Raw genomic sequence first — 18,293 nt, 5'->3', positions numbered from 1 at the left:
TAAAAGCATCAATCTGTTGCTTTTAGGACTTCATCCACCACACATCCTTTCAGCGTATTCAACACACCCTGTTGTACCACCTGTTTTTTGACTTGTTCATCAACCACTGCGCGCAACAAAGTTGTTGCTGGAATATCCTTTAACGCATTTTCACCCACGCAACCACAGATTTGCGTTTGGAGCTGATTCTTTTTCTCTTCACCAAGCAATGCTGTACTGACTTTCCACAGCCTTGTCGCTTCAAGCTCAACACCGCACTGATACACCACCACTGGCTTTAATAGTTTTTGAGTTAACCCTGTATCCGTTTTGAGCAAATAAACTGCAAAGAGCACAAAAATAACCACAAGCAATGCAATGATTTTTTTCATATTGATCTCACATAAAAAAGACAGAGCGAACCCTGTCTTTAAAAGGACATTAGATTAAGCAATGGCTGCAATTTCAGCCGCCCATTTTTGCTTCTCTTCTGCCGAAATAAACGACGCCTCAAAAGAGTTCAGTGCCAATTGTTTTAGCTCAGCTGCTGTTAAGTCTAACGCATCTGTAATGGCAATAAAGTTATCATTCATATAACCACCAAAGTACGATGGATCATCTGAATTTACCGTCACTTGCACACCTTGTTGCAACAAACGGCGGATATTGTGCTGTGCCATATCGTTAACGACACATAGCTTTAAGTTGCTGAGTGGACAAACTGTCAGTGGCATTTTCTCCGCGATCAAACGCTGCATTAATACAGGATCTTCTTCAGAACGCACACCATGGTCAATACGATTCACTTTAAGCAAATCTAAAGCTTCCCACACATATTCTGCTGGACCTTCTTCACCCGCATGCGCAACCACTAAAAAGCCTGCTTCACGCGCTTTAGCAAAGACACGTTCAAACTTTGAAGGAGGATGCCCAACTTCGCTTGAGTCCAAGCCCACACCAATGATTTGATCTTTATAAGGCAATGCCTGTGCTAAAGTTTCAAGGGCTGCTTCTTCACTTAAATGACGCAAGAAACACATAATCAAATGCGAGCTAATGCCGAATTTTGCCTTGGCATCATCACATGCGCGTTGCAGACCATTAATCACTGTTTCAAAAGCAATACCACGGTCTGTATGTGTTTGTGGATCAAAGAACATTTCGGTATGCACTACACGGTCTTCGGCACATTTTTCAAAATACGCCCAAGCCAAGTCATAGAAATCTTGCTCATGAATCAGTACATTTGCGCCTGCATAATAGATGTCTAAAAATGATTGTAGATTGTGAAAATTATAAGCCTGTTTTACTTCTTCAACCGACTTATAAGGAATGTCTATTTGATTACGCTGTGCGATTGCAAACATGAGTTCTGGCTCAAATGTCCCTTCAATATGCACATGCAATTCAGCTTTTGGTAAAGCACGAATGAGCTCCAATTGACTCATATCTTTTCCTCTTTAAAAATAAAAAAGGGTGTAAACTGAGTTTACACCCTTATCACTATTTGATGAATTAGCCACCAAATAACGCGAATTTTAATGCCCAAAGCACAGCTACAATCCACACCATGTACGGTACAGTCGCCGCTTTACCGGTGAACAATTTAACCAATGCATAGCTAATAAAGCCCATCGCAATACCATCTGCAATTGAATAGGTAAATGGCATAAATACAATGGTTAAGAACGCAGGAACGGCTTCAGTAATATCATCCCAATCAATATGGGTAATCCCCTGAATCATTAACACGCCAACAAATAACAATGCTGGAGCTGTTGCAAAACCAGGTACAGATTGAGCTAAGGGTGCTAAAAACAAACATAAGATAAATAATACACCGACCACAACTGCGGTTAAACCTGTACGGCCACCAGCAGCAACACCCGCAGACGACTCAATATATGGTGTCGTCGAAGATGTACCTAATGCTGCACCTGCAACAATTGCGGTTGAGTCTGCAAATAATGCTTTTTTCAAACGTGGAAGCTTGCCATCTTTCAGTAAGCCTGCACGATGTGACACACCCACCAATGTACCTGTTGAGTCAAATAAATCGACCAAGAAAAATACAAAGATGACACCCACTAAGCTTGCCGTAAATAGACCTTCAAAGTCCATTTGCATGAATGTTGGAGCAATTGATGGAATCTCACCAACAACACCTTTGAACTCGCTTAAGCCCATTGCTGTTGAAATTGCAGTTAAGGCCAAGATGCTGATAATAATGGCACCACGCACTTTAAAGTGATGCAGTACAACCACCATCAAGAAGCCAAATAAAGCCAAAAGAACCGTCGGTTGCTTTAAGTCGCCCAATCCAACCAAAGTCGCTGGATTGTCCACAATAACGCCTGCATTTTTTAAAGCAATCAGCGCAAGGAATAAACCAATTCCGCCGCCAATCGCAAGTTTAAGCGACATTGGAATTGCATTCACAATGGCTTCACGGATCTTAAACATACTGATCGCAATGAACACCAAACCTGATACAAACACTGCAGCCAAAGCAGTCTGCCAAGGCACACCCATACCCATACACACCGAATAGGTAAAGTAAGCGTTTAAGCCCATACCTGGTGCCAATGCAATTGGATAATTTGCAACAATACCCATAACCAAACAGCCAATTGCGGCTGCAAGACAAGTCGCTACAAAGACAGCACCATGATCCATCCCCGTTTCGGATAAAATCATTGGATTCACAATAATGATGTAACACATGGTTAAGAATGTGGTTACACCTGCAAGAAGCTCTGTACGAAAACTGGTTTTATTTTCACTCAGTTTGAACATACGCTCGAGCATATTTTCTGAAGATGGATTAGGAGTCGTCATGACCTAGCCCCTGTAAATAAACTTTTAAAACTGTATAACTGCCAAAAAATTTCGACACTCAGTACGATGAAAATCTGATTAAATTTCTGGAAGTTAAAGCAATGAATATGCCAAATTTCCTCAATTCAGGAAAAGTTTATTTAGCCATGAATGGTTCAAACGCAGGGTCGAACCATATATACCTAAACAAAAAAGCCGCATAAACCGTATGCAGCTTTCAACAAAAACGTCATTTTAGACTCAAAATCTAAAATTCAATATATCTTAGCGCGAATTATAACACACTGATTTTTAATTGTTTTAAATTTATTTTTAATTAAAATTCAACATGATAAGTCATTTAGACATGATTTTATTCTATCTTAAACGTCAAAGTACTTTAATGGAGACCTGCTCGATTATTGCTTCAGCATCGCTTTGAAGTGGGCTATTGACTTTTTCAGGCACGGCCTTTGCCTTTGAGAAAGGACTCAACTTTTGCACTTTCGGCTCAGTACTGTTCATGAGTTGATTCAACTGTTGCTGTTTTTTCGTTTCTGTATCCTGAAAAACAGCAAACCCAAGCAAACAAACAGCAGCTACAAAAATAGGGATTAGAATTTTTTTCATGACATTCACAATATCCACAACTGCACTAGCATGATTACAAATCATAACAAATAATACAAAGGGTCACACATTTATCAGATAAAAAGCATCTTCACACTTTATAGTTTTTTCTGATTTAATTATTTCAATAACATAAGATTAAGTTAAACGAGTGAGAAAAAAATATGATCAAAGTGCTCAATTTTGTAATATTTTATATTTCAAAAAATTACAGTTGATTAACCTTTTATGAACATAATTTGGTTTAGACAAGATCTTCGCATACACGACCATGCTGCACTTTGGCATGCAAACCAACATGGACCTATGCTGGCTTTAGTGATCCTATCCCCACAACAGTGGCTATTACATCATGATGCAGCTGTAAAAATTGATTTATATGTCAGACAATTGCACGATTTAAAACAGAGTCTTGCTCAGCTAAATATACCTTTGCTCATTCTAAATATTCCGCTGTGGCAAGATATTCCACGTCAGCTTTCATCTTTGTGTCATACACTGCAAGTACAACAAATCTTTGCAAATATCGAAATGGGCGTGAATGAGCTTAAGCGCGATGCCGAAGTTCAACAATGCTTAAATCAGCAACACATTGAATTTACACTCTTCCAAGATCGAACCCTCTTTCCCTTAAACAGTATTCGTAACCAATCTGGTAAGCCCTATCAAGTCTTTGGCGCTTTTAAAAAAACCTGTTATGAGCGCTTAAATATTGGCTTACCGCAGTGTTACCCTCTCCCATCTGCACAGCAACCTATGCACCTTCCTGCCGATTTAAATACAACCATTCCACACATTGAATCACTGATTGATGTAAATACGAATGAGTTAAATCAAATTAAAGCCTATTGGCCTGAAACGGAAATATATGCACTTTCAGTGCTCGATGATTTTATTGATCACAAAGTTAGTGACTATCAAAAAGAGAGAGACTTTCCATTTTTAAATAGCACCAGCCAACTTTCAACTTATTTAAATCTCGGGATCGTGTCGATTCGCCAGTGTCTCAATGCCCTGTTTCGTGCTCAACACGGTCAATTTATGATTGATAACACAGGCCAGCAGACTTGGTTAGACGAACTGTTGTGGCGAGAGTTTTATCAGCATATCTTATTTGATTTTCCACATGTCTCTAAACATCTGCCATTTAAAGCCAGCACACAGCGTATTGTTTGGCGAGATTCGCCTGATGATTTAAACGCATGGCAACAAGGTCGTACTGGTATTCCAATTGTGGATGCAGGCATGCGACAACTCCTTGCAACAGGCTGGATGCATAATCGTGTCCGTATGATTGTCGCAATGTTCTTAACTAAAAACTTGTTGATTGATTGGCGTCTGGGCGAGCAATGGTTTATGCAACATTTGGCTGATGGTGACTTAGCGGCCAATAATGGCGGATGGCAGTGGTGTGCCTCCACGGGCACCGATGCTGTGCCTTACTTCCGAGTCTTTAACCCTGTGAGCCAATCTCAGAAATTTGATAGCAATGGTGATTATATTCGACAGTGGCTGCCAGAGCTTGCACATTTAGATGCCAAAAGCATTCATGAGCCTTATGCGAAGCAGCCGAATATGGATTTGGACTACCCCCAACCAATCGTCGATTTAAAATCCAGTCGTGTTCGTGCCATCGAAGCATTTAAAGGGCTTTAAACATTCAAAGCTTGGGCTAAGTTCCGCTTAGCCTGACGCTCATAGCGCTTTTGGAAAAATGGCGTCTGGTACAGTGGCTGCGTTTCTAAAAAGTGCCTTAACACTTGGTGACGCTTCTGCACATAAAGTGAGGGCTCAACCCAAGCATATTCTTGCTGAATTTGGCGTTCATATTCTGCAAAACGAACAGGGTCGCTGGCTAAAATAGCCAGATCAATATCCAATAGATAAGCCAAATCAGTGTCAGTTGTCGGTGCATGTGCTTTGGTTGCCAAAATCCATGCATAGATCTTTGCAATTTGCTCAGCTCCAAGCACATTTTTAAGCATCTGTTGCATATAGTCAGCGCTTTGCTGCTCATTATCATGTGCTTGCGGGTTATAAATGACATCATGAAACCAAATGGCCAACTCAACAGATAAAGTATCGTCTAAGTAGGTTTTGATCTGATGAAAATGCTCAAAACATTCAACAATATGTTGAATGCTATGATAATGCCGCTGTACTTCACTATAGGCGTTATACAGCGAGGCATAGGCCTTTTGAGTGGTATCGTCATCCAAACTCAATTGCTTTGCGGTGAGCGCCCAATAGTCCTGAAACTGTTTTGTATACTGCACCATTGGAATGCCCTTTCGTTATGCTGCCTGTTCATCTCGTTTAAAGACCAACTCACCTTTTAATGAGCTGTCGGCATCAAAGTAATAACCATCTGTCTGGAATGATTTTAACCCTTCAATTTGATCAATTTGGTTTTCAATCATATAACGCGCCATCAAACCACGCGCTTTTTTGGCATAGAAACTAATAACTTTATATTTGCCATTTTTCTGATCTAAAAACACAGGTTTAATAATGTCTGCTTGGATATTGCTTTCTTTCACAGATTTATAGTATTCATCCGAAGCAATATTCAGCAAAATTTTAGAACCTGCCTGTTCTAAATCTTGGTTAATTAAATTGGTAATGTGATTGCCCCAAAACTCATACAGATTATGTCCACGTGGATTAGCCAGCTTGGTTCCCATCTCTAAACGATACGGCATCATCAAGTCCAATGGTCTTAGTAAACCATATAACCCAGAGAGCATTCTTAAATGTTGCTGTGCATATTCAATGTTCGACTCTGACAAATGATAAGCATCTAAACCAGTATAGACATCGCCTTTAAAAGCAAACATGGCTTGTCGCGCATTGGCAAAGTTGAATTCTGGCTGCCAATCACGAAAACGATCAACGTTTAAGGTGGCAATTTTTTCACTGACGCTCATTAAGCTTGCAATTTCACTTGCTGACAGTTTGCGACTAACTTCGATCAATTCTTGGGAATGTTGCAGCAATCTGGGTTGTGTATACGCATCGGTTGGTAAAGCAGTTTGGTAATCTAAAGTTTTGGCAGGAGAAACAAGGGCAAGCATAGATAACCTGATTAAAAAACAATTAAACAGACTATATCAGTAGACTTATTTTAATGCCAATCTGTGTTTTTAATAAGCATAAACGGTTAAACTAGCCCATTCTCCTGTTATATGTATCGATTCTCTATGTCTGAGCAGATGTTCATTCAAGGTCCAGTTGGGCAAATTGAAGTTTTTGTAGATTATCCACAGGGTGAAGTGAAAGGATTCGCGGTAGTTACTCACCCCCATCCACTCCAAGGTGGTACGCCTCAACACAAGGTTCCAGCATTGCTTGCGCAAATGTTCTTAGAACGCGGTTGCATTGTGTACCGTCCAAGTTTCCGTGGCTCAGGTCAAAGTGTTGGTCTACACGACGAAGGTCATGGCGAAACTGATGATGTTCTTGAAGTGATTAAGCATGCTCGTGCAGCACATACAACTTTACCCTTCTATGCAGGTGGTTTTAGTTTCGGTGCGCATGTCATGGCGAAATGCTATGATGCTTTACAAGAAGAAATTCGACCAAAACAAACCATTTTATGTGGTCTACCAACGGCAACGGTCGCAGGTGTGCGCCACTATGTAACACCACAACTTAAAGGTGACATCTTATTCATCCATGGTGAAGCCGATGAAGTAACCTTACTGTCTGACATGATTACATGGGCTAAACCGCAGCGCCATTTAGTGACTGTATTACCTGGTGCAAACCATTTCTTTACTGGTTACTTAAAACAGTTACGTATTGCGATTACACGTTTCCTGTGGATTTAACGCATTACTAAGTTCAAGAAAGAAATGGATGTCTAACATTAGCCCCTTTCTTTCTTGAACTTTTTATTTTTAATCTAGACCTATCTCTTTTTCTATTCCAACGCTTAATAAGCCATTTCAAGCAGCTTCATTAGTCATCCCTTATATCTTTTCTCTTCTCAAAATAATTTTAAGCTTCCTGTTGAGCGCGAAACTCAATCAGTACGATCTCCCTCAACTGCCTGTTTTAAAAATAAGTAAGAATTTAATCCTGCTAATGGTAGTTTATGCAACAATCTACGCTTGAACTTGATATATTCTGCACATCATTATTCAAATAATAAATTATACAATCAACATCTTAGCTCGTGAGAGCTATTCATTTAAATAATTTTTAAAATATTCAGGGATTTTATGAAAACAATTCTCGGGGCAGTTTTAGTCACTATAGCCACCGCATCAGCCTGTGCTCAGGACATTATAGGGACTTGGCGTTATATCGATGATAAAACTGGAGAACCTAAAGGTCTGGTGAAAATTGAAAAGCAAGCCAATGGGACTTATGCTGGAACTGCACTAAAAGCAACTCCTCGCCCAGGTTATACAGCAAAAGAGTTCTGCACCAACTGCCCTGCACCCTACACCGATAAGCCTATTATTGGTATGCAAGTGATTACAGGTTTAAAGACTGAAAATAATATTAATTATACGCATGGCAAAATCATCGATCCCGTTTCAGGCAAGCTATATAGTCTAAAAGGAAAAATTAGCCCAAATGGGAAAAAGCTATTCTTAAGAGGTTATTTAGGCGTTTCTGCTGTGGGACGTAGCCAAACTTGGTTACGTGTAGAATAAAGCTTCTAGCAAATGCAGTTATAAGCGCGTTGACCCAACAAAATATTAAACGTGCTCTGTCCTAAAAAATGCTGAATTATGAAAAACCAATTCAGCATTTTTTATCTATTCAGTTAGCCTTTCCACTCAAACTCAGTAAAACTTTTATCTGTTTTTAGTGTGGTTTCAACCGCTTGTGCCAATTGATTTAACAAGCTTCGTTCAGCAATTCGATCTAACCAATCTTGCTCTTCATCTGGATAAGACGCAATTTCGCACACCAGATTTCCTTCACTGTCATGGCCTTGGCACGTAATAGACAATGGTAAAGTATGATTATCGACACTCACAGCCACTTGATCACCACTTTGTGGCAAAGTTTCAAAACCAAATTGACCTAACTTTTGAACCAGTAGGTCTTGTACCTGCTTCTGTACCACACCGCTTTCATTTACATCCTGCTGCTGTCCATGCTGTGCCGTAAATTGTAATTTTCTCATTGATCATCCCAAAGGCTTTTTTGTTATATGGGTTTAGCATAATGACTTAACACAAAACAGCCAAGCAAAAGCTTGGCTGTTTTCACACAAAATATCTAAGCTTTAGTCTTATTCAGTGACTTGGATCGCTAAACCAGCTTGATTACTCAATTGTGTAAAGGTCGGGAAACTCGTGGCAACCGTTTCAGTGCCAATGATTTTAATTTCACCAGAGGTGCGTAAACCTGCCATTGAGAAACTCATCGCAATACGGTGATCATGATGTGATTCAATTTCGCCACCGGTGAAAATCGCACCCCATTCACCCGAATGACCTTTACCTTCGATGATGATGCCATCGTCAGTCGGCGTACAATCAATACCCATGGTTTTTAAACCATCCGCCATCACTTGAATACGGTCTGATTCTTTCACACGCAGCTCAGCAGCACCCGTTAATACGGTTTGCCCTTCAGCACATGCCGCTGCAATGAACAATGCAGGGAATTCATCAATCGCCAATGGCACTTGATCTTCAGGCATATGAATCCCTTTGAGTGTACGTGTGCCTTGAATACGAATGTCTGCAATCGGCTCACCACCTGCAATACGTTCATTCTCAACCGTAATGTCCGCACCCATTTGCTTCAAAATCTCGATCACACCTGTACGCGTTGGGTTAATGCCCACCGCTTCTAAAGTGACGTCTGAACCTTCAGTAATAGCAGCACCCACCATAAAGAAAGCAGCCGATGAAATATCTGATGGCACTTGAATCTCTGTACCAACTAACTTACCACCACCTTGCAGTGAAATACGGTTGCCTTCTGTTTTCACGTCATAGCCAAATGCACGTAGCATACGTTCAGTATGGTCACGTGTAGGTTCAGGTTCTGTGACCGATGTTTCACCTGCTGCCCACAAGCCTGCCAATAAAATCCCAGATTTCACCTGCGCAGATGCCATTGGCAAATCATAGTGAATGCCTTGCAAAGCTTGGTTTCCAGTGATCGAAACAGGAGGTGTACCACGCTCACCTGTGGTTTGAATCTGTGCACCCATTTCACGTAATGGTTTAGCAATACGTTCCATTGGACGTTTTGACAGTGATGCATCACCCGTCATTACAGAGTCAAATTTTTGCGCAGAAAGCATGCCTGAAAGCAGACGCATCGAAGTACCTGAGTTACCCATGTAAAGCGCACTTGCTGGTGCTTTTAGGCCATTTACGCCCACACCATGAATCGTCACTTCACCATTTTTAGGACCTTCAATGCTCACGCCCATATCACGGAACGCTTGTAAGGTTGCTAACGCATCTTCACCTTCCAAGAAACCTGTCACATGCGTCGTTCCTTCCGCAATTGCACCAAACATGATTGAACGGTGTGACACAGATTTATCGCCTGGCACGCTAAACTTACCTTGGAAACTCTTTTTACCCGGTAATATGGTGAATTGCTGTGTCGTCACTTTATTGTTCTCCATGAAAGGTTTTTGAGCGAGCATATGGTTAAAATGCTGGCGTGCTGCTTGCGCATGTCCGAGCAAGCCCATTAAAGCATGTGAATCTTCATCTTCAATGAGTTTACGAATCGTTGCCAGTTGGTTTTCAAAACCATCTACGGCTTTTAAAATGGCTTTTTTATTGGCAAAAAAGATGTCATGCCACATTTGGGGGTCACTTGCCGCAATTCGAGAAAAATCACGGAATCCCCCCGCAGCATAGCGGAAAATGTCTAAATTATCTTCACGGTTTGCAAGTTGTTCAACTAAGTTAAAAGCCATCAAATGCGGAAGATGACTGGTATGTGCCAAGACTTCATCATGCTTGGCCACATCCATACAAATCACCTCTGCTTTCGCAGCTTGCCACAGTTGGATTAGTTTCTCTACGGCCCAATCAGCACTGGTTGGTAACGGTGTCAAAATCACTTTATGATTTGCAAATAAATCGACCTTACCTGCATGCACACCTGTATGTTCTGCCCCCGCAATTGGATGCCCCGGTACAAAGCCAACAGGTAATGCTTCGCCATACACGGCTTTGGCCGCGTCGACCACATTGCCTTTGGTACTGCCCACATCGGTAATAATCGTATGTTCTTGCAAATATGGTTTGATGGTTTCCAAGACTTTTTGCGTTGCACGAACAGGCAAAGCTAAAACCACCAAGTCCGCACCTTGAACCGCCTGCACAGGATCGCTATACCCCTGTTGGATTAATCCCAAAGCTTTGGCATCCTGTAAGGTTTTTTCCGAACGTGTAGAGGCTACAATATTTTGGGTTAAACCCTCAGCAATCATCACCCGTGCGAGACTCGAACCAATCAGCCCAAGACCAATAAATGCAACTTTTTCAAACAGTGGCGCAGACATAATTTAAGCGTTCGCCTCTAAACCTAGTACGTTGGCCAAAGCCGTTAAAAATTTCGTATTTTCAGCTTCAGTTCCAATCGATACTCGTAAATGATTGGCGATGCCCACTGGACGAACAATCACCCCTTCTTTTAATAAAGCATTAAAAGTTTGTGCAGGATCGGCTTGTATATCGACCAAAATGAAGTTAGCACGAGAAGGCTCATAGTTTAGGCCTAGCGCTTTAAACCCTGTTTCAAGTTGCACCATGCCCACTTTATTGACCACACGTGATTTCTCAATGAAATCTTCATCTTTCAGTGCAGCAACCGCTGCCACCATGGCTAAATGGTTGACGTTAAACGGCTGACGAATACGATTTAAGAAGTCTGTCACTTCTGCCGATGCTAAAGCAAAGCCAACACGTAATGCCGCTAAACCAAAGCACTTCGACATGGTACGGCTAACAATCAGGTTTGAATACTGTGCTAAAAACTTTAAGCTGTTAAAGTTTTCTGGGAAATATTCCACATAAGCTTCATCTAAAACCACAATCACATGACTTGGTACTTTTTGCATGAAGCGCTCAAATTCAGCCTCTTCAAACCAAGTTCCTGTCGGATTATTGGGATTTGCAATAAATACCAATTTGGTATTGTCTTTAATTGCTGCTGCCATCGCGTCAAGGTCATGCGAAAACCCTTGAGCAGGTACTTCAATCGCTTCGGCATTGATGGCTTGCGTGACCAAAGCATAGACTGCAAATGCGTGTTGGCTATACACCACCGAATCTTTATCTGAAACAAATGCACGGGCAAAAATTTCAAGTAAATCGTTTGAACCATTGCCTAAAGTAATACAATCATGCGCGACACCAAACTGCGCATGAACTTGATCCTTCAAGATAAAACCACCACCATCTGGATATCGTCCAATTTCCGCCAATTCAGCAGCAACTGCTTCTTTTACTTTGTCCGAACAACCCAAAGGGTTTTCATTTGAAGCAAGTTTAACAATATCGGTCATCCCCAATTCACGCTCTAATTCGCTAATTGGCTTACCTGGTTGATATGGTTTTAACTTCGCAATACCTTCATTGGCTGGAGCAAACGACATGTGACCTTTCCATTCTTACAAGTGGTGTACATGGTTGAGTTTGGAGTAAACCCAACCACCTTAGAGATTACAGTACTGCAATCGGGTATGAACCCAATACTCGAACTTCTTTCACGAGTGGACGAATCTCTTCAATCGCCGCTTTAACATTGTCTTGTTCCACATGCCCTTCTAGGTCAATGAAGAAAACATAAGCCCATTTTTCAGGCAATGCTGGACGCGTTTCGATGCTGGTCAAACTAATGTTGTGCTTTGCAAATGGTGCAAGGATTTCCAATAATGCACCTGCACGATCATGTGCAGAAATCAGCAATGACGTTTTATCATTACCACTTTGCGGTATTCTTTCACGACCAATCACCAAGAAGCGCGTGGTGTTCTCAGGATTATCTTCAATATTACTGTGTAAAATTTCTAAATCATAAATACTTGCTGCAACATCAGATGCAATAGCAGCCGAATGCCATTCGGTACGAATACGACGTGCCGCTTCAGCATTCGAGCTTAAAGCTACACGTTCCACACCTGGATAGTGTGCGTCTAACCATGCACGACACTGCGCCAAAGTTTGCTGATGCGCATAAATTTGTTTAATGCTGTCTTTACGCGTGTTTTCAGACACAAGAAACTGGTGATGAATACGCAATTCAACTTCACCAATCACATTCAAGTGTGAGGCCTTAAAACAATCTAAAGTATGGTTGACCACACCTTCTGATGAGTTTTCCACCGGCACCAAACCATAGTGGGCGCTGCCTGCTTCCACTTCACGGAATACTTCATCAATGGTCGGTAAAGGACGAACCACAGCATCATGCCCAAAGTGCTTTAACACCGCAGAGTGCGTATACGTACCAACAGGTCCTAAAAATGCAATACTTTGTGGTGCTTCTAGAGCCAAACATGCAGACATGATTTCACGGAACAAACGTGCCATGGTCACATCAGACAAAGGGCCTTCATTACGCTCCATAACATTCCGTAAAACTTGCGCTTCACGTTCTGGACGGTAAAACATTGGATTCTCTTCAGAAGCAAATTTTGCTTTTGCAACAGCTTCCGCCAGTTTCGCTCGACGGTTAATAAGTTGTTGAATCTGTTGATCAACAGAGTCGATATCCTGACGGATTTGGTTGAGGTCAAAAGAAGTCGTTGTGTTTTGATCGTCTTGGATCATTGTTATGTCGCCCTTCATATACATTGTGCAAACAGTATAACAATAGTTAGCTTTGAAATCTTGCGCAATAAGACTTTGCATGTTTCAGTGCTAAAAACATACAGTTGATTTAATCATCAAGTTTATCAATAAACTGCCCCAATAATAGACATCAATAAAACCACTGAGTCCTGCCTATTTTCTTCTTACTGTTATGCATAAACATCGCTCAAGCAAAATACCACGACGATGTTTTGCGAGTCTTAGCTCTTCCTCTTCCCTTTTAAAGCCCTGTCTTGCTTTTGAAAAATTTTGCTACACCTTCACAAAAATCACCATTCATCCGTATTTCAGTGCGTTAGAATATCTTTTAAAATATGCTTTACTTAAGTTGACGTATTCATAACAAAGAGAGTATGCAGCAGTAGCGATTGCTCTATAGTCTCAATAAAACAAAACAATAATGAACTGTAGGTACTGTCATGCACAAAAAAATTGCGGTCTTGGTCACCTATGACTTTGAGGATGCCGAATATGCTGAACCCGTAGAAGCATTTCGAGCAGCTCGGCATAGTATTATTAATCTCGAAAGTCAGGCTGGCAAAATTATTTATGGCAAAAAACGTAAAGCCTTTGTCACCATCGACCAAAGTATCGATGATGCCTCCGTACATGACTTCGATGCCTTACTCATTCCTGGTGGGTTTTCGCCAGATAACCTGTGCCAAGATGAACGCTATATCTTATTTGTCAGGCACTTTGCAAACACGCAAAAACCCATTTTATGCAGTGCAGACGCTCCGCAAATTTTAATGCATGCTGGAGTTGTGAAAGGTAGACGCATGACGTGTATCCATCACCTTCATCAAGACTTAAAAGATGCAGGTGCCGTGCTTTATGACACAGGTGTTGTGAATGACAATAACTTATACATTTCATCACAAACCCAATATGACCTACCCGCCTTTATACAAGAAAGTTTATTGGTACTGAACCGATAAAAAAGAGCCTACTTGAGGCTCTTTTTAGACACATGTTTATATCAACACCTAAGGCTTAGCGGCCAAGTAAGCTACGTGCGACAATTTCTTTCATAATTTCATTGGTCCCGCCGTAAATACGTTGAATACGCGCATCGACAAAGAAACGTGAAATTGGATATTCACTCATATAGCCATAGCCCCCAAAGAGCTGCAATAAATTATCTGCCACCTTCATTTGCATATCTGTTGAAAAACTTTTTAGCGCAGCTGCGGTTTCGACATCCAGCTTACCTTGCATATAAAGCTCAACGTTTTGATTGTAAAAAGCAGCTGTGGCTTGTTCATCAATCTTGGCTTGAGCCAAAACAAAACGTGTATTTTGGAACTGTGAAATATGTTGACCAAAAGCTTGGCGCTCTTTGACGTATTGGATGGTGACATCAATCGAACCGCGAATTGCACCTATAGCTGTTGCTGCAATTGCTGTACGCTCTCGTGGTAGCTCTTGCATCAAATAAGCAAAACCTTGACCTGCTTGTCCCAACAATTGATCTTTCGGGACTTTCACATTGTCATAAAACAGCTCAGAAGTGTCTTGCGAATGCAGCCCAATTTTGTCGAGATTGGTGCCTTTTTTAAACCCATCTAAATGGGTATCGACCAACATCAGTGAAACACCCTTTGCTCGGGCTTGCGGATCAGTTTTCACTGCCAACACCACAAGGTCGGCATGCTGCCCATTTGAAATAAAGGTTTTAGAGCCATTTAAAATATAATGCTCCCCTTGCAAAATGGCATTACTTCGCATGGCTTGTAAGTCTGAACCAGCACCCGGTTCCGTCATTCCAATCGCGCCGACCACTTCACCAGACACCATTTTCGGTAACCAGTACTGCTTCTGCGCTTCCGTTCCAATATGCAAAATATAAGGCGCAGCAATTTCGGAGTGACAAGAAATACCTGTCGATAAAGCACTAAAACCTGCACGTGCCGACTCTTCCACCAACATCAGTGAATAATGGGTTGGAACACCATAACCGCCATATTCCTCTGGAACATCGACACATAAGAAACCATTTTCACCCAAGGCATTCCAGACTGAGCGCGGCATTAAGCCCTCTCGTTCCCACTGTTCATAGTGTGGCGCAATCTGTTCATTCATAAAACGGCGAAAGTTATCGCGAAATAGTTCTAGGTCTGCATCGTAATTCAACATGTTTCTTCCTTGTAGTGACGTTGTTTTATTATTCAGCCCACATGCTAGCCATTTTTAACGCAACTGTCATGACCGCATCAGGCCATTTTTTTATGCCAATAAAAAAGGAAGCCCTTAGGCTTCCTTTTTAAGATGAACTGAAATTATGCGTGAGCATTTTCTTCAACAGCCATTTGGCGGTCTACTTCATCTGGATTTGCTAGTGCAAAATGTAATTTCTCTTGGTCTAACTGACCCACCCATTTCGCAACAACAATCGTTGCCAATGAGTTACCCACCAAGTTGGTTAAGGCACGTGCTTCAGACATGAAACGGTCAATACCTAAGATAAGCGCAAGACCCGCCACTGGAATATGACCAACGGCTGACAAAGTCGCTGCCATTACAATAAAGCCCGAACCTGTTACACCCGCAGCACCTTTCGATGAAATCAATAACACACCCAATAAAGTCACTTGGTGCATAAGATCAAGCTGAGTATTGGTCGCTTGTGCAATGAAGATCGCAGCCATCGTTAAGTAGATTGAGGTACCATCTAAGTTAAATGAATAACCTGTTGGAATAACCAAACCAACCACTGACTTTTCACATCCCGCAATTTCAAGCTTTTTCAGCATACGCGGTAAAACCGATTCTGAAGATGACGTACCCAGTACGATCAACAACTCTTCGCGAATCATACGAATCATTTTCAAAATGCTGAAACCACAAAGACGTGAAATTGTGCCCAAGACCAAGAAAATGAAAAGCAAACAGGTAATGTAGAAACAGATAATCAACTGAGCAAGTTGCGCCAAGCTACCAATACCATATTTACCGATGGTATATGCCATTGCACCAAAAGCACCAATTGGAGCAAGTTTCATGATCATATTTACAATGTTAAAGAACACATGCGAAATTTGATCGATGAACTTCAGTACAGGTTTACCTGCATCACCCAACTTATGTAATGCAAAACCAAACATCAAGGCAAAGAGTAGCACTTGCAGGATTTCACCTTCAGCAAATGCACCAACCACAGTGTTTGGAATGATATGCATAAAGAAGTCGACAGTCGATTGCTGCTGACCCGACTCAACAAACTTCGAGATACCAGAAGTATCTAGTGTTGAAGGGTCAACGTTCATGCCCACACCTGGCTTCCAGATGTTAATGACCAGTAAACCGATCAATAGTGCAATAGTCGATACAATTTCAAAGTAAAGTAGCGCAACACCGCCTGTTTTACCCACAGACTTCATACTTTCCATACCCGCGATACCACTCACGACGGTACAGAAAATTACTGGCGCAATAATCATCTTGATCAGCTTAATAAAGCCTTGACCTAGAGGATAAAAAAGCTCGCCCCAGCCGGGTACATATTTTTCAACGCCATTAATAACTTGCGTACCACTAGGGAAAAAATGTCCTACTAAGATACCCGCAATAATCGCGACAATAACTTGAAAATATAGTGACTTATAGATTGGTTTCTTAGTCATAACGAATACTTCTGTAAATCAAAAGACTGAAAAAATCGGTATACCTATACTTCCTCATAGGTAGTTGGCTTTCTGATAAACACAAAAAAGCCCACAGTTTGGACCGCATCCAAACACCGGGTAAAAAAATCATGGTGTACAAACAACAGCACTGTGACAAAAATCACAGTTCATTCACATTTACTGTAATGGGAGAGACTAAAAACTAGCGAGTCACAATTATTGGGTAAATTTTACCTAACATTCTTTAATCAAAGTAAACTGATTTTAATCATAATGTATAAAATCTAAACAATATGCCTCATACTTTAGTCTAATAGTGGAAAATTTATTTAAAATTAAAAGTGCTGTTTTTTTTGATTGTTCCACTAAAATAACACAAGACAGCCTTCACTTACTTTGGTTTTTTCATGAACAACAAAAGAAATATTTATAAAGATGCTGAGCACCCTTTTGCCCAGTTTGTTCGCATTATTGGTAAAGGGAAAAATGGGGCACGCTCACTCAGTTATGAAGAAGCTTACCAAGCCTTTGATATGATCTTGAAAAATCAAGTGTTAGATGTACAACTCGGTGCATTTCTGATGCTACTTCGGGTTAAGGAAGAGTCTGTAGATGAACTGGCAGGCTTTGTTCAGGCCACTCGTGATCAACTACCATTTACTGCTCTCGATGTCGATTTAGACTGGTCTTCTTATGCAGGCAAGCGTAAACACTATCCATGGTTTCTCTTAGCGGCACTGACTTTAGCCAAAGCAGGTTATAAGGTCGTGATGCACGGTGCATCTGGTCATACCATTAACCGTATTTATACTGAACAGGTATTAGAGTATCTCGATTTTAATATTTGCCAAACTCAAGCAGATGTGGAACAGGAATTAGCGACGCGTAATTTTGCGTATCTACCGCTGCACGCCATCTCCCCGATTTTAAGTGACTTAATTTCCCTACGAAATGTTATGGGTCTTCGTTCACCCATTCATACTCTTGCGCGCCTGATCAATCCATTTAATGCCAAAGCGACCTTGCAAGCTATTTTCCACCCTGCCTATCGTGGTTCGCATCAGCAAGCGGCATTTAAACTGGGCTATCAAAATAGTGCAGTCATTAAAGGTGAAGGCGGTGAATTTGAACGTAACCCAGATGCCAAAACACTGATCTGCGGCATTAAAAATGGTGAACTCTACGAACATGAGTTACCTAAACTCACCGACAACCGAAGCCCAATTGAAGAAGAGTTAGATTTGGCTGAGTTCAAAGCAGTTTGGCTGGGTGAAAAACAGCATGAGTATGGTGAAATGGCAGTGACTGAAACTATTGGCATTGCACTATATACCATGGGGGTCTGCGATACATATAACGATGCCATGCAACAGGCCAAGCAGCTTTGGCACACTCGTTTCTAAGCATAAAGGACAAACAAAAGCGT

17 protein-coding genes are annotated in these 18,293 nt (G+C 41.3%); 5 read left to right on the top strand and 12 right to left on the bottom strand.

The features are described 5' to 3' along the window. Positions 1-8: 8 nt before the first annotated feature. The 4 genes from AC0KVP_RS05290 to AC0KVP_RS05275 form a co-directional block, all read right to left on the bottom strand. A complete protein-coding gene (locus AC0KVP_RS05290) occupies positions 9-371 on the bottom strand; it encodes a hypothetical protein (RefSeq protein WP_005400570.1) in 363 nt (120 codons plus the stop codon). 54 nt (positions 372-425) lie between these two features. Next, positions 426-1,427, bottom strand: a complete 1,002-nt coding sequence (locus tag AC0KVP_RS05285) for an adenosine deaminase (RefSeq protein WP_178927684.1) — start codon at positions 1,425-1,427, stop codon at positions 426-428. Between the two features lie 67 nt (positions 1,428-1,494). After that, a complete protein-coding gene (locus AC0KVP_RS05280) occupies positions 1,495-2,817 on the bottom strand; it encodes an NCS2 family permease (RefSeq protein ID WP_004696144.1) in 1,323 nt (440 codons plus the stop codon). A gap of 369 nt (positions 2,818-3,186) precedes the next feature. Next, positions 3,187-3,426, bottom strand: a complete 240-nt coding sequence (locus tag AC0KVP_RS05275) for a hypothetical protein (RefSeq protein ID WP_332476911.1) — start codon at positions 3,424-3,426, stop codon at positions 3,187-3,189. A gap of 228 nt (positions 3,427-3,654) precedes the next feature. Between AC0KVP_RS05275 and AC0KVP_RS05270 the strand changes: the two genes are divergently transcribed. Next, complete coding sequence (locus AC0KVP_RS05270) at positions 3,655-5,082, top strand: cryptochrome/photolyase family protein (protein WP_473339464.1); 1,428 nt, start codon at positions 3,655-3,657, stop codon at positions 5,080-5,082. Here AC0KVP_RS05270 and AC0KVP_RS05265 read toward each other — a convergent pair. Continuing rightward, positions 5,079-5,705 (bottom strand): HD domain-containing protein, encoded by a 627-nt coding sequence (locus AC0KVP_RS05265; protein WP_473339462.1) that lies wholly within the window; start codon positions 5,703-5,705, stop codon positions 5,079-5,081. The two genes, AC0KVP_RS05270 and AC0KVP_RS05265, sit on opposite strands and share 4 nt — an antisense overlap. A gap of 15 nt (positions 5,706-5,720) precedes the next feature. Continuing rightward, positions 5,721-6,500 carry a peroxide stress protein YaaA gene (gene yaaA, locus AC0KVP_RS05260; RefSeq protein ID WP_473339460.1) on the bottom strand — a complete coding sequence of 260 codons (780 nt, stop codon included), beginning with the start codon at positions 6,498-6,500 and terminating at the stop codon, positions 5,721-5,723. Positions 6,501-6,626: 126 nt separating this feature from the next. Here yaaA and AC0KVP_RS05255 point away from each other — a divergent pair, with 126 nt between their 5' ends. After that, positions 6,627-7,256, top strand: a complete 630-nt coding sequence (locus AC0KVP_RS05255; protein WP_010327145.1) for an alpha/beta hydrolase — start codon at positions 6,627-6,629, stop codon at positions 7,254-7,256. A 393-nt stretch (positions 7,257-7,649) separates the two neighbouring features. After that, on the top strand, positions 7,650-8,090 hold the full coding sequence (locus tag AC0KVP_RS05250) for a DUF2147 domain-containing protein (protein WP_473339455.1): 441 nt from the start codon (positions 7,650-7,652) through the stop codon (positions 8,088-8,090). A 113-nt stretch (positions 8,091-8,203) separates the two neighbouring features. On the opposite strand, the gene AC0KVP_RS05245 is transcribed toward AC0KVP_RS05250, so the two are convergent. From AC0KVP_RS05245 to pheA, 4 genes are all read right to left on the bottom strand, one after another. After that, positions 8,204-8,569, bottom strand: a complete 366-nt coding sequence (locus AC0KVP_RS05245) for a hypothetical protein (protein WP_058869966.1) — start codon at positions 8,567-8,569, stop codon at positions 8,204-8,206. 108 nt (positions 8,570-8,677) lie between these two features. Then, entirely contained in the window at positions 8,678-10,927 is a 2,250-nt protein-coding gene (locus AC0KVP_RS05240) for a bifunctional prephenate dehydrogenase/3-phosphoshikimate 1-carboxyvinyltransferase (protein WP_473339451.1), read from the bottom strand. Between the two features lie 3 nt (positions 10,928-10,930). Next, on the bottom strand, positions 10,931-12,022 hold the full coding sequence (hisC, locus tag AC0KVP_RS05235) for a histidinol-phosphate transaminase (protein WP_473339450.1): 1,092 nt from the start codon (positions 12,020-12,022) through the stop codon (positions 10,931-10,933). 67 nt (positions 12,023-12,089) lie between these two features. Next, the gene (gene pheA, locus AC0KVP_RS05230) at positions 12,090-13,199 is read right to left on the bottom strand and encodes a prephenate dehydratase (protein WP_473339447.1); all 1,110 of its coding nucleotides are present in this window, start codon (positions 13,197-13,199) and stop codon (positions 12,090-12,092) included. Between the two features lie 461 nt (positions 13,200-13,660). Between pheA and AC0KVP_RS05225 the strand changes: the two genes are divergently transcribed. Then, complete coding sequence (locus tag AC0KVP_RS05225; RefSeq protein WP_078426360.1) at positions 13,661-14,179, top strand: DJ-1/PfpI family protein; 519 nt, start codon at positions 13,661-13,663, stop codon at positions 14,177-14,179. Positions 14,180-14,234: 55 nt separating this feature from the next. On the opposite strand, the gene AC0KVP_RS05220 is transcribed toward AC0KVP_RS05225, so the two are convergent. Together AC0KVP_RS05220 and AC0KVP_RS05215 are read right to left on the bottom strand one after the other, a co-directional pair. Further along, positions 14,235-15,377, bottom strand: a complete 1,143-nt coding sequence (locus AC0KVP_RS05220) for an acyl-CoA dehydrogenase family protein (protein ID WP_234304724.1) — start codon at positions 15,375-15,377, stop codon at positions 14,235-14,237. Between the two features lie 143 nt (positions 15,378-15,520). Next, on the bottom strand, positions 15,521-16,864 hold the full coding sequence (locus AC0KVP_RS05215) for a dicarboxylate/amino acid:cation symporter (protein WP_087012100.1): 1,344 nt from the start codon (positions 16,862-16,864) through the stop codon (positions 15,521-15,523). A gap of 410 nt (positions 16,865-17,274) precedes the next feature. On the opposite strand from AC0KVP_RS05215, the gene AC0KVP_RS05210 reads away from it, so the two are divergent. Next, complete coding sequence (locus AC0KVP_RS05210; RefSeq protein ID WP_473339444.1) at positions 17,275-18,270, top strand: glycosyl transferase family protein; 996 nt, start codon at positions 17,275-17,277, stop codon at positions 18,268-18,270. The last annotated feature ends 23 nt before the right edge of the window (positions 18,271-18,293 follow it).

The organism is Acinetobacter sp. DL27 (assembly GCF_055810995.1).
The sequence above is the reverse complement of the archived record's forward strand: the minus strand, read 5'-3'. Positions and strand labels throughout refer to the sequence as shown.